11 protein-coding genes and 1 riboswitch are annotated in these 13,910 nt (G+C 66.2%); of the genes, 9 read left to right on the plus strand and 2 right to left on the minus strand.

The window, feature by feature from the left end; translation table 11 throughout:
• The first annotated feature begins 158 nt into the window (after window positions 1–158).
• From CXQ90_RS00935 to CXQ90_RS00950, 4 genes are all read left to right on the plus strand, one after another.
• Window positions 159–3,980 (plus strand): multifunctional oxoglutarate decarboxylase/oxoglutarate dehydrogenase thiamine pyrophosphate-binding subunit/dihydrolipoyllysine-residue succinyltransferase subunit, encoded by a 3,822-nt coding sequence (locus CXQ90_RS00935; protein WP_104136271.1) that lies wholly within the window; start codon window positions 159–161, stop codon window positions 3,978–3,980.
• A 171-nt stretch (window positions 3,981–4,151) separates the two neighbouring features.
• On the plus strand, window positions 4,152–4,751 hold the full coding sequence (locus CXQ90_RS00940) for a GDSL-type esterase/lipase family protein (protein WP_104136272.1): 600 nt from the start codon (window positions 4,152–4,154) through the stop codon (window positions 4,749–4,751).
• Window positions 4,752–4,839: 88 nt separating this feature from the next.
• Entirely contained in the window at window positions 4,840–5,667 is an 828-nt protein-coding gene (locus CXQ90_RS00945) for a DUF4097 family beta strand repeat-containing protein (protein WP_104136274.1), read from the plus strand.
• Window positions 5,667–6,287, plus strand: coding sequence for a PadR family transcriptional regulator (locus tag CXQ90_RS00950; RefSeq protein ID WP_104136275.1), 621 nt, complete (start codon window positions 5,667–5,669; stop codon window positions 6,285–6,287). Before CXQ90_RS00945 ends, CXQ90_RS00950 begins: the two co-directional genes overlap by 1 nt.
• A gap of 347 nt (window positions 6,288–6,634) precedes the next feature.
• Here CXQ90_RS00950 and rsrA read toward each other — a convergent pair whose 3' ends face one another.
• Together rsrA and CXQ90_RS00960 are read right to left on the minus strand one after the other, a co-directional pair.
• Window positions 6,635–6,895, minus strand: coding sequence for a mycothiol system anti-sigma-R factor (gene rsrA, locus CXQ90_RS00955; protein ID WP_104136277.1), 261 nt, complete (start codon window positions 6,893–6,895; stop codon window positions 6,635–6,637).
• On the minus strand, window positions 6,892–7,620 hold the full coding sequence (locus CXQ90_RS00960) for a sigma-70 family RNA polymerase sigma factor (protein WP_258064265.1): 729 nt from the start codon (window positions 7,618–7,620) through the stop codon (window positions 6,892–6,894). Before CXQ90_RS00960 ends, rsrA begins: the two co-directional genes overlap by 4 nt.
• A gap of 507 nt (window positions 7,621–8,127) precedes the next feature.
• Between CXQ90_RS00960 and CXQ90_RS00965 the strand changes: the two genes are divergently transcribed.
• From CXQ90_RS00965 to CXQ90_RS00985, 5 genes are all read left to right on the plus strand, one after another.
• Window positions 8,128–8,676, plus strand: a complete 549-nt coding sequence (locus CXQ90_RS00965) for a DoxX family protein (RefSeq protein ID WP_104136279.1) — start codon at window positions 8,128–8,130, stop codon at window positions 8,674–8,676.
• A 6-nt stretch (window positions 8,677–8,682) separates the two neighbouring features.
• Window positions 8,683–10,077 carry a 3-phosphoshikimate 1-carboxyvinyltransferase gene (gene aroA, locus CXQ90_RS00970; RefSeq protein ID WP_104136280.1) on the plus strand — a complete coding sequence of 465 codons (1,395 nt, stop codon included), beginning with the start codon at window positions 8,683–8,685 and terminating at the stop codon, window positions 10,075–10,077.
• Complete coding sequence (locus CXQ90_RS00975; RefSeq protein WP_104136282.1) at window positions 10,061–11,176, plus strand: ribosome small subunit-dependent GTPase A; 1,116 nt, start codon at window positions 10,061–10,063, stop codon at window positions 11,174–11,176. Before aroA ends, CXQ90_RS00975 begins: the two co-directional genes overlap by 17 nt.
• A gap of 66 nt (window positions 11,177–11,242) precedes the next feature.
• The gene (gene hisN / locus CXQ90_RS00980) at window positions 11,243–12,055 is read left to right on the plus strand and encodes a histidinol-phosphatase (protein WP_078027965.1); all 813 of its coding nucleotides are present in this window, start codon (window positions 11,243–11,245) and stop codon (window positions 12,053–12,055) included.
• 168 nt (window positions 12,056–12,223) lie between these two features.
• Window positions 12,224–12,337, plus strand: a riboswitch (SAM riboswitch).
• A gap of 33 nt (window positions 12,338–12,370) precedes the next feature.
• Entirely contained in the window at window positions 12,371–13,780 is a 1,410-nt protein-coding gene (locus tag CXQ90_RS00985; protein WP_104136283.1) for an aminotransferase class V-fold PLP-dependent enzyme, read from the plus strand.
• Window positions 13,781–13,910 lie beyond the last annotated feature (130 nt).

The raw sequence follows: 13,910 nt of genomic DNA on the forward strand, positions 1-13,910 counted from the left end.
GTACATGATTTGAGTCACCCTTATTGGCAGTTAAGCCGGAACGGTCACTAGACTGGCAGAGGTCTGGGTTCACAGGACACAGAAACTGGTTCGATTGTTGTGCCGTGGCACCTTGGCGACCAGAGGGAATTCAAACTCATGGAAGAGGCGTATTTCAAGTGCCAGAGCAGCCTAGCCACCGTCTACCAGAGGAATTTGGCGGAAACGAGTGGCTCGTTGACGAACTGTACGAGCGTTACCAGCAGGACAAGAATACGGTCGATGCCAAATGGTGGCCCCTGTTCGAATCTTTTGACAGTGGTAGCGGCCCAACTTCCAACGGGGTCCCGAATGTGACGTCCGCACCGGCCAATCCGGCCACGCGCGAGATGCCCGTTGTGACTCCGCCGGTGCCTGCAAAGGCCCCGGCTGCTGCTAACCCCGCGGGCCAGGCACCCGCGGCACCGCCGGCAACGTCGCCGGCCGCCGCTCCTGCCGCACCCGCCAAGAAGGCCCCCGCTACGATAGCCCGCGACGGCGCGAAGAAGACCGAGGCGGGCAGCGGCGCCCAGCCTATTCCGGCCCAGCTTCCGAAAAACGTCAAGGCGCCCACCGCACCCGAGGAAGATGTTGTCTCGGTCCTCCGCGGACCGGCCAAGGCCATCGCCTCGAACATGGTCACCAGCCTCGAGGTGCCGACCGCCACCAGCGTCCGGGCAATTCCGGCAAAGCTCCTGATCGACAACCGCGTTGTCATCAACTCGAACCTGGCGCGTGCGCGCGGCGGCAAGGTCTCGTTCACCCACCTGATCGGCTACGCCGTCATCAGGGCGCTTTCCCAGTTCCCTTCCATGAACGTGTACTACGACGAGGTGGACGGCAAGCCTGTCGCCGTCCAGCCCGCCCACGTCAATTTCGGCATCGCAATCGATATGCCGAAACCGGACGGCACACGCCTGCTCATGGTCCCGAACATCAAGAAAGCGGAGACGCTCAACTTCTCCGAGTTCTGGCACACCTACGAGGACCTCATCAAGCGGGCCCGCAACGGCAAGCTGACGGCGGACGACCACTCCGGCACCACCGTGTCCCTGACCAACCCGGGCGGCATCGGCACGGTCCACTCTGTTCCCCGCCTGTCCAAGGGCCAGGCCGCCATCATCGGCGTCGGCGCACTGGACTACCCCGCGGAATTCCAGGGTGCCAGCGAGAAGATCATCGCGCACAACGCCATCAGCAAGGTGCTCACGCTGACGTCCACCTATGATCACCGCGTCATCCAGGGGGCAGGCAGCGGTGAATTCCTCAAGCTGGTCCACCAGCTCCTGCTGGGCGCCCAGGACTTCTACGACGAGATTTTCGAATCCCTGCGCATCCCCTACGAGCCTGTGCGCTGGAGCCCGGACCTCCAGGTGGACCCCTCCGATCAGATCAACAAGGTCGCCAGGATCCAGCAGTTGATCCACTCCTACCGCGTGCGCGGCCACCTCATGGCGGACACCGATCCCCTGGAGTACGTCCAGCGCAAGCACCCGGACCTCGACGTCCTCACCTACGGCCTGACGCTGTGGGACCTGGACCGCGAATGGCCTACCGGTGGCTTCGGCGGCAAGCCCATGCTGGCCTTCCGCGACATCCTCGGCGTGCTGCGCGATGCTTACTGCCGCACCACGGGCATCGAGTACATGCACATCCAGGAGCCGGCAGAGCGCAAGTGGTTCCAGGACCAGCTGGAGCACGCTTACTCCAAGCCGAGCCGTGAAGAGCAGCTCCGCATCGTCTCCAAGCTCAACGCAGCAGAGGCGTTCGAGACCTTCCTGCAGACCAAGTTCGTCGGCCAGAAGCGTTTCTCCCTCGAGGGCGGCGAGTCCCTGATCCCGCTACTTGACGCCATCATCTCCGATGCCGCCGACGACGGACTGGACGAGGTTGCCATTGGCATGGCCCACCGCGGCCGCCTCAACGTGCTCACCAACATCGCGGGCAAGACCTATGCCCAGGTCTTCCGTGAATTCGAGGGAACGCAGGATCCCCGCTCCGTGCAGGGTTCCGGCGACGTCAAGTACCACCTGGGAACCGAAGGCACGTTCACCTCGGACAGCGGCAAGGAAACCAAGGTCTACCTGGCCGCCAACCCCTCTCATCTGGAAGCGGTGGACTCCGTGCTGGAGGGCATCGTGCGGGCGAAGCAGGACCGTCTGGACCAGGGCGAGGCCTTCCCCGTGCTGCCCATCATGGTGCACGGTGACGCAGCATTCGCCGGCCAGGGTGTTGTGGCCGAAACGCTGAACCTTTCCCAGTTGCGGGGCTACCGCACGGGCGGCACCATCCACGTCGTGGTCAACAACCAGGTCGGGTTCACCACCGCTCCGTCCTCCTCGCGTTCGTCCACCTACTCCACGGACGTCGCCAAGATGATCCAGGCTCCGGTGTTCCACGTGAACGGCGACGATCCGGAAGCAGTGGTCCGCATCGGCCAGCTCGCCTACGAGTTCCGCCAGCGGTTCCACAAGGACGTTGTCATCGACATGGTCTGCTACCGCCGCCGCGGCCACAACGAGGGCGACGACCCCTCAATGACCCAGCCGCTGATGTATAACCTCATCGAGGCCAAGCGCTCCGTCCGAAAGCTCTACACCGAATCACTGATCGGCCGCGGCGACATCACCGAGGAAGAAGCAGAGCAGCTGCTCCGCGACTACCAGGAACGCCTCGAGCGGGTCTTTGCCGAAACCCATGCGGCGCAGACCTCGCCCATCCCGATCATCACCGCCGACTCCGCAGCTGTCTCCGACATCGAGCGGCCCCAGGCGCAGCAGTCGGACTCCGGCACCAACGCTCCGGCGTCCACCGCAATCTCAGCGGACACCCTGGCCCGCATCGGCAAGGCCCATCTGGATATTCCGGAGGGCTTCACTGTGCATGCCAAGCTCAAGCAGCTCCTGGAGAAGCGTGAACAGATGTCCCGCGAGGGCGGCATCGACTGGGGCTTCGGCGAACTCGCGGCCTTCGGTTCACTGGTGATGGAGGGCGTCCCCGTCCGGCTCGCCGGCCAGGATTCCCGCCGCGGCACCTTCGTGCAGCGCCACGCCGTCTTCCACGACCGCGCCACCGGTCATGAGTGGACCCCTCTGGGCCACCTCTCCGAAGACCAGGCCAAACTGTGGATCTACGACTCCCTCCTGTCCGAATACGCGGCCATGGGCTTCGAATACGGCTACTCCGTGGAGCGTCCGGATGCACTGGTGCTGTGGGAGGCCCAGTTCGGCGACTTCGTCAACGGCGCGCAGACCATCATCGATGAGTTCATCTCATCCGCAGAGCAGAAGTGGGGCCAGCGTTCGTCGCTCGTCCTGATGCTGCCGCACGGCTACGAGGGCCAGGGACCCGACCACTCGTCTGCCCGCATCGAGCGCTTCCTGCAGATGTGTGCCGAGGAAAACATGATCGTGGCCAATCCCACCACCGCGGCATCACACTTCCACCTCTTGCGCCGCCAGGCTTACAGCCGTCCGCGCAAGCCGCTGATCATCTTCACGCCGAAGCAGCTGCTGCGCCTCAAGGCTGCTGCCTCGTCCGTGGAGGACTTCACCACCGGCGGCTTCAGGCCCGTCATTGGTGACCATGAGCAGTTGCCGGCGGACGCCGTCGAACGCGTTCTCCTGGTCTCGGGCCGCCTGTACTACGACCTCCTGTCCACCCGGCAGAAGACGGACGACAAGACGACGGCGATCGTACGAGTGGAGCAGCTGTACCCGCTGCCCCAGGAGGAAATCAAAGCCGAGCTGGCCAAGTACCCCAACGCCGAAGTGGTGTGGGCGCAGGACGAGCCCGCGAACCAGGGCCCGTGGCCGTTCATGGGACTGAACCTCCCGGCGGCACTTGACCGCTACGTTCGCCTGGTTTCCCGCCCGGCTTCGGCATCAACCGCTGCCGGCTCCATGAAGCGCCATGCCGCCGAGCAGGATGCACTTCTGAAGCAGGCCTTCAAGCGCAAGTAGCAGTGCAGCTGCCCGGCCGAACGGTGACAAACCGTTTCAGCCGGGCAGTTCTGTTTAATCGGCGTGAGTTAATGGACACAGGCAGGACGGCGGCGCAGGCTGCGGATTGCGCCACCGTGCGGAACTGGTCCGTATCCGGGGCACGCCCTCCCTATAGGTGAAGAGGTAGTAGTGGAAGACAGGAAGCTGCGGATTGCGGCTGTTGGCGATGAACTGCTGGCCGGACTCGGGGACCCCCGAGCCTTGGGCTGGCTGGGCCGCGTGTTGGCCCGCACTCCGCAGGACGGCATGACGGTTGAAAGCTTTGCACTTCCCTGCCCCCAGGAAGGCACCGAAGGCCTCGCGGCGCGGTGGCTTGAGGAAACGGGCCGACGGTTCAGCGACCATTACGAGAACCGACTGGTCATCGGGCTTTCAGGGCGGGACATAGAGTTCGGGCTGTCCACGGCGCGGAGCAGGCTCAATCTGGCCAACATCCTCGATTCCGCCACGCAGAAGCGGCTCGAAGTCTTTGTCGTGGGGCCGCCACCCACCCTGGATCCGGAACAGAACCGCCGGCTGGATGAACTCAACACGGCCTTCGCCGACGTCACCACGCGGCGAAAGCACCTCTACGTGGACACCTTTTCGCCGCTGCTCAACCACGAGCAATGGCGCCAGGACCTCGCTGCCAACGGCGGCACCCCGGGGCAGGCGGGCTACGGGCTGATGGCGTGGCTGGTTTTGCATCGCGGCTGGTTCCAGTGGCTGGGAATGGACACGCCCGAGTAGGCGGGAGTACTCGCGATATATCTTGATCTTCCGCGTCTTGCGATATATCGTGATGTGACAGTCACGATATATCGCAAGCGGAGGAATCATGGCAGAGAACTCGTGGACCGCCACCGGCCCCCAGACCATCGACGTCGACGGCGTCTCGTCGCTGAAGCTCGGCATTGTCCGGGGCCGGTTTGATATCGTCACCCACGACGAGGACGTGACCCGCATCGAGGTCTCCGAAGTCCACGGCGACCCGCTGGCCGTTACCCTCGCCGACGGACGCCTCGAGGTCCGGCACCAGCTGCACGGCCCGCAGGGCTGGTTCAAGAACCTGATGGGGTCGGTCAACAACAACAGCAACAATTCTGTGGTCATCAGCATCGCGGTACCGGCCGGCGTCGAAGTCGAAGCCGGCACCGTCAGCGGCGACGGCCTTGTGTCCGGCATCAGCGGCCACACCAAACTCAACACGGTGTCCGGCTCGGTCATGTCGGACGGCACGTCTGGCGATCTCCATGTGAACACCGTCAGCGGCGAAGTGATCGCCCGGAACCACCGCGGGGTCCTGACGGCAAAAAGCGTCTCGGGCGAGGTCACGGCGTCGGGCCATTTCAGCAACATCCGCGCCAACACCGTCAGCGGCGACATGAGCTTCGACCTGCAAGGCTTCACCCACGACTTTGGGGCCAACTCGGTGTCCGGCGACCTGACCATCAGGCTCCCCCGCGACGTAGGCGTGGACATCGTGGCCAAATCCGCCAGCGGTGCCGTGGTGATTGATGACCAGAAGTACATGCAGCCGGGCGGCAAGCTGCAGACCATCGCAGGCCCGGACGCCAGGCTGATGCTGGTGCGGACCAATTCGGTGTCCGGCAAGACCTCCATCTTCCACGGCCAGGTTCCCGCCGACGCAGAAACGCCGCTCTGATGCCCCCGGTCTTTGCCCACGGCGCGCTGCGGCTGTACCTCCTCGCGCTCCTGGAATCCGGGCCCAAGCACGGGTACGAACTCATCAAGGCCTTGAGCGAACGGTTCGGTGGCACCTACTCCCCCAGCGCAGGCACGATATATCCGCGGCTCGGGAAACTGGAGGAAGAGGGACTCGTAGCCACGGAAACGGAAGGCCGGCGCACCAACTACCGCATCACGGCGGCAGGCCTGGCCGAGCTGAACCGCCGGCGCGATGAACTTGCGGGCGTGGAAAACGACATTGCAGCGTCCGTCCGGCGGCTGGCAGACGCCTTGCGGGCCGATATCCGGACCAATATGCGGGGCCTGCGCGCGGATCTTGCAGCCACCGCGGAAGCTGCCCGCTCCGCTGCCAGATCATCTGACTTCACCGTCTCCGCTGCCCGCTCCTCCCCGGAGGGACACCGCAGGCTCAAGGAGGCGGAGATGCTGCTCCAATCCTTCCGGGACGACCTAAGGGTGGAACTCCGGACGCAGGCCAGCACGCGGCCACTGACGCCGGTCACGCTGGAGACCATGAGGACGGTACTTGACCAGGCACGCATTTCGATCACGAATTCCTTGAAGGCCGAGCCGTGAACGTCATCTGGGGCTCCTACGGGCCGGCCACCGCCGATCACCAAACGCCGCCGGCCGCTGCCCGGTCTACGCGTCCGCCGGCAACATCCGCCGGCCGTTCCGCGCACCGGAAGCCGGTTCGCGGCCCGTCCACCGATGTGGGAGACTTGAGGGCAGCTCTTTCGAGTACCGATATTAAGGAGGCCAGCTATGAGCAAGCGTGCACGTAAACGCCGTGACCGTAAGCGTGGCGGCGCTAACCACGGGAAGCGCCCCAACACCTAAGCCACGGCTAGAACCGAAGCTTAAACGAAGTGCCCCCGCAACCTGCTGGTTGCGGGGGCACTTCGTTAAGGTTCGGCCTGACCTCAGGCGTCCACGGGGCGGATGTTGTGGATCCTGTCCAGGATCGCGTTCTTCAGGTTCTCCGGGGCGGCTTCAGTGCAGGACCGCTTCACCATGTTCCGGATGACGCACTCGAGATCGTACTGGTGTGTGCATTCCGGACACTCGTCCAGGTGATGCTTGATTTCCGCAAGGTCACTGCGGGTCAGCGCTCCGTCTAGATATTCGTAAATGCGTTGCATCCTGGCGTCGTCGCAATCGCCCAATCCCTGGCAGTCGCTCATTTCCTGTTCTCCTGATTGTTGCTTTCCGCTGCTGCCTTCGTGTCCGGAGCAGCTTTGAATCCCCGTTCGGCGGCGTAATCCGCCAACATGTCCCGCAGCATCTTTCGGCCCCGGTGCAACCGGGACATGACAGTGCCGATGGGGGTGTTCATGATGTCTGAAATCTCTTTGTAGGCAAAGCCCTCGACGTCGGCGAAGTAGACGGCGAGCCGGAACTCCTCCGGAATGGCCTGCAGCGCCCGCTTGACGTCCGAATCGGGCAGGTGGTCCAGCGCCTCCGCCTCAGCTGAGCGGAGCCCGCTGGACGTGTGCGATTCAGCCCGCGCGAGCTGCCAGTCCTCGATGGTGTCCGAATTCGACTGCAGCGGCTCGCGCTGGCGCTTGCGGTAGAGGTTGATGTACGTATTCGTCAGGATCCGGTACAGCCAGGCCTTCAGATTAGTACCGGGCTTGTACTGGTGAAACGCCGAAAACGCCTTGGTATAGGCCTCCTGGACCAGGTCCTCGGCGTCTGCAGGGTTCCTGGCCATCCGCATGGCCGCCGAATACAGCTGGTCAACGTATTGCATCGCGTCGCGCTCAAAACGGATCCGCCGGGCTTCCGGGCTCTCGGATGCGACGTCGATTTCCTCGGCCGCCTCGGCGGGCTCCGACGAACTGACCTGGACGCCGTCTACGGCGTCCTTCTCCTGTGCGGCCTCTAGGGCCGGATCCACGGTGCTCATTGCGTTCAAGTCTACTGTGATCCGCGGACCCCGCCCCGGACTGCGTCCGGCACCAGGGGCCGCACCGGCGGACACTGCCCGCAGCACGTCAAATTTCGGCACGTCGAGCCCTGCCGTCTCAGGCTTGAACTCCGCCGCCACATAGGGGCCCAGCCTGGAGGGGCTTCGCAGCCCCACAGCATCTTTCACCAAAGTCAAAGCTCCATCTCCACTCCATCGGTCCTGCACAGCAGGACCGTCCCCTCGCATCAAGCTCGCATCATGCATCTCCGTGTCCGGCCCGGGACGGCCCGCGGCCAGCCCGAGGGCATGAACTGCGATAGTCCGGCCGGGCACAACGCCACGGTCACGATTCAGCCCCGGCAACCGGCCCCGGACAATTGTCCGAAAGGCTGTTCCGGGCCTGTAGTCGACAACGACGTGTGGCGGGCAAATATTCCGCAAAAGTGCAAGACTAGAACCGACTCCGCCGCAGAAACCGTGGCTCGTCCATCCAGGAGGAAATTCATGTCCTTTGTCCGTTTTCTCGCCCGGCCCATGCTGGCCTCAAGTTTCGTCCTCGCCGGCGTGGACAAGCTCAGGAATGCGGACGACACTGTGGAACAGTTGTCACCCCTCCTGCGCCGTGCCGCAGAGACGCTCCCCTTCCAGACGGACGAGAAAGTCCTGGCCCGGCTCATCGGCGGAACACAGGTGGGTGCCGGCGTCCTCTTCGCCTGCGGCAAGTTCGCGCGGTTTTCGGCAACCCTCCTGGCCCTCATCTCGGCGCTGAACGCGTATGTCGAGTGGCGCAGCGCCGACATCAGCAGCAAAGAAGGCAGGGACGCCCGCCGGACCCAGCTGCTGAAGAACGTCACGCTGACGGGCGGCGTGCTGCTGGCCTCGGTGGACACGGCCGGCAAGCCCAGCCTGGCCTGGCGCGCGGAGCATCTCGCCGCCGACGCCCGGAAGACGGCAAGCCACCTGGCCGCGGACGCCCGCAAGACCACGGGCAAGAAGCTCCACAAGGCCGATAAGGCTGTTCGCAAGGCCGTAGACCACGCAGTGGGGGCATAAGCAGGAATGACAGGATCCATCCCGGGCGTGCCCGTCGACAACACGGGCGCCGAACCGCATTGGCCCGCGCCGTTCGCGGAGCGGCCCGTGGACGCCACTGTCCGCGTACCCGGTTCGAAGTCCCTGACCAACAGGTACCTCGTGCTCGCTGCCCTGGCCGACGGCCCGTGCCGCCTGCGGGCGCCGCTGCATTCCCGTGATTCGGCCCTGATGATCGGGGCGCTGCGCCAGCTCGGCGCCGAGGTCCGCGAGGTGCCGGGCGACGGTGCCTTCGGCCCGGACCTGGAGGTAACACCCATCCCGCCGCATTCCGGCGGCCAAGAAGTGGCCATCGACTGCGGGCTGGCGGGCACAGTGATGCGCTTCGTCCCGCCGCTGGCTGCCCTCCGGAGCGGCGCCACAGTTTTCGACGGCGACCCCCATGCCCGGGCACGGCCGATGGGCACCATCATCGAAGCCCTGGTGGGGCTCGGCGTCGCCGTGAGCAGTGAGTCCGGCGAAATGCCCGCCTCCCTGCCCTTCACTGTCGCCGGCACGGGAGAGGTCCGCGGCGGGCACCTCGTCATTGACGCCAGCGCCTCCTCCCAGTTCGTCTCGGCCCTGCTGCTCGTCGGGGCACGGTTCACCGAAGGCCTGCACCTCGAGCATGCCGGAAGCGCCGTCCCGAGCCTGGACCACATCAACATGACCGTGGCCGTGCTGCGCGGAGTCGGCGTCGCCGTGGACGACTCCACACCGAACCACTGGATCGTCAACCCGGGAACAATCCGCGCCTTCGATCAACGGATCGAGCAGGACCTCTCCAACGCCGGGCCCTTCCTGGCCGCCGCCCTCGCATCGCGCGGCACGGTACGGATCCCGGACTGGCCCGAACACACCACCCAGGTGGGTGATCTCTGGCGGAGCATCCTGACCGAGATGGGGGCCACCGTGACCCTGGAGGCCGGAACGCTCACGGTCACCGGCGGCAGTGAAATCAGGGGCGCCGACTTCGCCGACACCAGCGAGCTCGCACCGACCGTCGCGGCACTCTGCGCCCTGGCCACTGGCCCCTCGCGCCTGAGCGGCATCGCCCACCTGCGCGGCCACGAAACGGACAGGCTCGCGGCGCTGGTCACCGAGATCAACCGGCTCGGCGGCGACGCCGAGGAAACACCGGACGGACTCATCATCCGGCCGGCGCCGCTCCGTGCCGGCGTTGTGTACAGCTACGCGGACCACCGGATGGCCACGGCGGGTGCGATCCTCGGCCTGGCCGTTCACGGCATCGAAGTGCAGGACATCGCCACGACGGCCAAGACCATGCCGGACTTTCCGCAGCTCTGGGCGGACATGCTCGCACAGGGCAGCGCCTCTGCCCAGAGGAAGGGCGCAGGGACCCCCGGTGGCACGCAGCACTGACTCCTGGGACGAATCCGACGTCCGGATCCGTCCCAACAAGAAGGGGACGCGGCCCCGCACCAAGGACCGGCCCGCCTATGAGGACGCCGTCACCGGCCGCATCATCACCGTTGACCGGGGGCGCTACACGGCCGTGGTGGGCGAGGACTCCGGCGACGAGCGGACGGTCATCGCCGCCCGGGCCCGCGAACTCCGCCGCTCCCCCGTGGTGGCCGGCGACTTCGTGTCCCTCGTCGGCGACGTGTCCGGAGACCCGGACACGCTGGCCCGCCTCGTGAAGATCCAGGACCGGAAGACGCTCCTGCGCCGCAGCGCCGATGACACCGACCCGATCGAACGCGCGGTAGTGGCCAACGCGGACCAGCTGGTGGTGGTCGTGGCCGCCGCCAACCCGGAACCGCGCACCGGCTTCATCGACCGCGCCCTCGTGGCGGCGTACGACGCCGGCATCGAGCCGCTGCTGCTCGTCACCAAGGCGGACGTCAAGGACCCCGCCGAACTGCTCGACAACTACCGGCACCTCGATTTCCCCGTCATCATCAGCCGCACGGCCGACTCGGCGGCGTCGGGCATCGATGCCCGGTCCGACGACGGCCTGTCCGCCCGTCTTGACGTCGAAGCGGTCTCCCAGCTGCGCGCCCACCTGGACGGCAAGGTCACCGTGATGCTGGGCCACTCAGGCGTCGGCAAATCCACCATGGTCAACGCCCTGACCGGGGCGGAACGGGCCACCGGCGGCGTTAACGCCGTCACCGGGCGGGGGCGGCACACGTCGTCGTCGGCCCTGGCACTCAAGCTGGCCGATGCCCCGACGGGAAGCTGGATCATCGACACCCCCGGCATCCGCTCCTTCGGCCTGGCGCACGTTGACCCGGACCGGATCCTGCATTCGTTCCCCGACCTGGCGCCTGGCACCGAAGCCTGCGAGCGGGGCTGCAAGCACGATGCCACTGCGGTCAACTGCGGCGTGGACGCCTGGGTGTCAGCCGGCCACGCGGGCCCCTCCGGCGCTGCCCGGCTCGCGTCGCTGCGCCGCCTGCTGGGTACGGATCCGCGCATGGAAGCGCAGGAAACAAAGGAACTCGGCAGCGTCAGCTAGGCTCCGCGGCGCCTTCCGCAGGCAGACATCCCCGCCCGGCCGGGTCTTTGACGGTAGTTTGGAACCATGACCCAACCCGCTTCAAGCTACAACGATGACCTGCGCCTGGCCCATGTGCTGGCGGATTCCGTGGATGACCAGACCATGAGCCGGTTCAAGGCGCTCGACCTTCAGATCGAAACCAAGCCAGATCTGACGCCGGTCACCGATGCCGACAAGGCCGCCGAGGAGTCCATCCGCGGCCAGCTGTCCCGTTCCCGCCCCCGCGATGCCGTCCTCGGCGAGGAGTTCGGCAGTTCCGGTCACGGCTCCCGTCGCTGGATCATCGATCCGATCGACGGGACCAAGAACTTCGTCCGCGGGGTTCCCGTCTGGGCCACGCTGATCGCCCTCGTCGATGAGGGCGAGCCCGTCGTAGGTGTGGTGAGCGCGCCGGCACTCGGCAAGCGCTGGTGGGCTGCCAAGGGGGCGGGCGCCTACATGGGCCGTTCGCTTGCCGCCGCCACCCGGCTCAAGGTCTCCAACGTCTCCAAATTGTCGGACGCCTCGCTGTCCTATTCCAGCCTGGGCGGCTGGAAGGAGCGGGGAAACCTGGACGAGTTCCTGGGCCTGACCGAGGATGTATGGCGCACACGCGCCTTCGGTGATTTCTGGTCCTACTGCCTGGTGGCTGAGGGCGCCGTGGACATCGCCTGCGAGCCGGAACTGAACCTCTATGACATGGCTGCGCTGGTGCCCATCGTCACGGAAGCGGGCGGCCGCTTCACCTCGCTGGAGGGCACCGACGGCCCGTTCGGCGGCAACGCCCTCGCCACGAACTCCATCCTGCATTCGGAGGTCCTCAAGCGCCTCAATCCGCAGCTGGATGATTTGCTCTAGGCCACCTCCGGATCCTCCGGAAGAATATACGACGGCGGGCGCCCCCTCAGGGAGGCGTCCGCCGTCGTATATTCGGTAATCGGGGCCATCCGACGCGCCTGTAACAAACTGCTTAATATTCGCGTCCGCCTTTTTCATCGCCTGCCGGGATGTCCTAGGCTCGTAACAGGTCACGAGTGCCAGCGCTAAACCCCGGTTTGCTGGCCGGCAACCCTCCATTCGCGGTGGGGTGCCCCGGGTGACGACCAGGCCGGTCCGGAACGGACCCGGCAAGCGCGGATCCCCGTCACCGGGGTCCTTTCAGAGCGAGGTCCCATGACGACTGCAATCTTCCCTTCCACCACCGGCACCGGGCTGCTTGACCACCGCTTTGCCGCGGCCGCCAATCCGCTGGCAGCGGTCACCGGTGCCGAAATCCAGGCGCCGCTGATCCAGGGCGGGCACGTCCGCTACGCCAATCTCGACTACGGAGCGTCGGCGCCGGCACTGTCCGTCGTGTCGGCCTATCTCAACGAGATCCTGCCCTTCTACGCCAGCGTGCACCGCGGCGCCGGCTACGCGTCGCAGATCAGCACCTCCGTCTACGAGAATGCCCGGAACATCGTGCGCGACTTCGTCGGCGGCCGCGCGGATGATTCGGTCATCTTCACGCGGAACACCACCGATTCCCTGAACCTCCTGGCCGGCTGCCTGCCGGTGGTTGACCACCACCACACCGGGGAGGTCCTGTACCTCGACATCGAGCACCACGCCAACCTGCTGCCGTGGCAGGGTGTCCCGCACCGCAGCGTCGTGGCCTCCGACACGATTGAAGGCACCATCGCTGGCCTGCGCGCCGAGCTGGAGCACGGCGACGTCAGTCTCCTCGCCGTCACCGGCGCGTCCAACGTCACCGGCGAAATCCTGCCGATCCGCCGCCTCGCCGCGCTGGCCCACGAATTCGGTGCCAGGATCGCGGTGGACGCGGCGCAGCTCGCGCCGCACCGCCGGATCAACATCGCCGCGGACGGCGTCGACTACCTCGCGTTTTCCGGCCACAAGCTCTACGCGCCGTTCGGTGCCGGCGTGCTGGTCGGCCGGCCGGACTGGCTCGACGCCGGCACTCCCCATCTCGCCGGCGGCGGCGCCGTCAGCGAGGCCAGGCTCGACGGCGTCAGCTGGGCCGCCGGCCCGGCCCGCCATGAAGGCGGCTCCCCCAACGTCCTGGGCGCAGCCACGCTCGCCCGCGCAACCCAGGTGGTCGCGGCGCTGGACCAGGAGCGCTGGCACGCGCACGAGGCCGCCATCCGGTCCTTCCTCGTCGAGGGCCTGCAGAAGATCGACGGCGTCACCGTCCACCAGATTTTCTCCGACACCAACCCGGACACGGACACCATCGGAGTGGTCAACTTCTCCGTGGCCGGATACGACGCCGGCCTGGTGGCCGCTTACCTGTCGGCAGAGCACGGTGTGGGACTCCGCGACGGCCGCTTCTGCGCCCACCCGCTCCTCAAGCGCCTCGGCCTCCCGTCCGGGTCCCTGCGCGCAAGCTTCGGCGTGGGTTCCCGGCTCGAGGACGCCCAGCGGCTGCTGGCCGGCATCGAGGAGCTCCGCCGGACCGGCCTCGGCTGGGACTACGTGGTGGATTCCGGACGCTGGGTTCCGGCCAACGACACCCGCAGCTACCCGGAGTGGGCACCCAATACGCCCGGCACCGCTGGAGCGGCACCCTGCACGCAGGACTGACACGGCACCTAGGATTGACGCTCCACCCGGGACCGGCTGCTCCGATCGGGACCGACGCCGGCAATGCGGCCGCCAGCTCCATGCGGTAAATTCGAAGGGTAAATTTTCGCATCGCCTAAGGAGACTGCAC

Origin of the sequence: Arthrobacter sp. ZGTC131, assembly GCF_002929275.1 — a bacterium.
Lineage (GTDB): Bacteria > Actinomycetota > Actinomycetes > Actinomycetales > Micrococcaceae > Arthrobacter.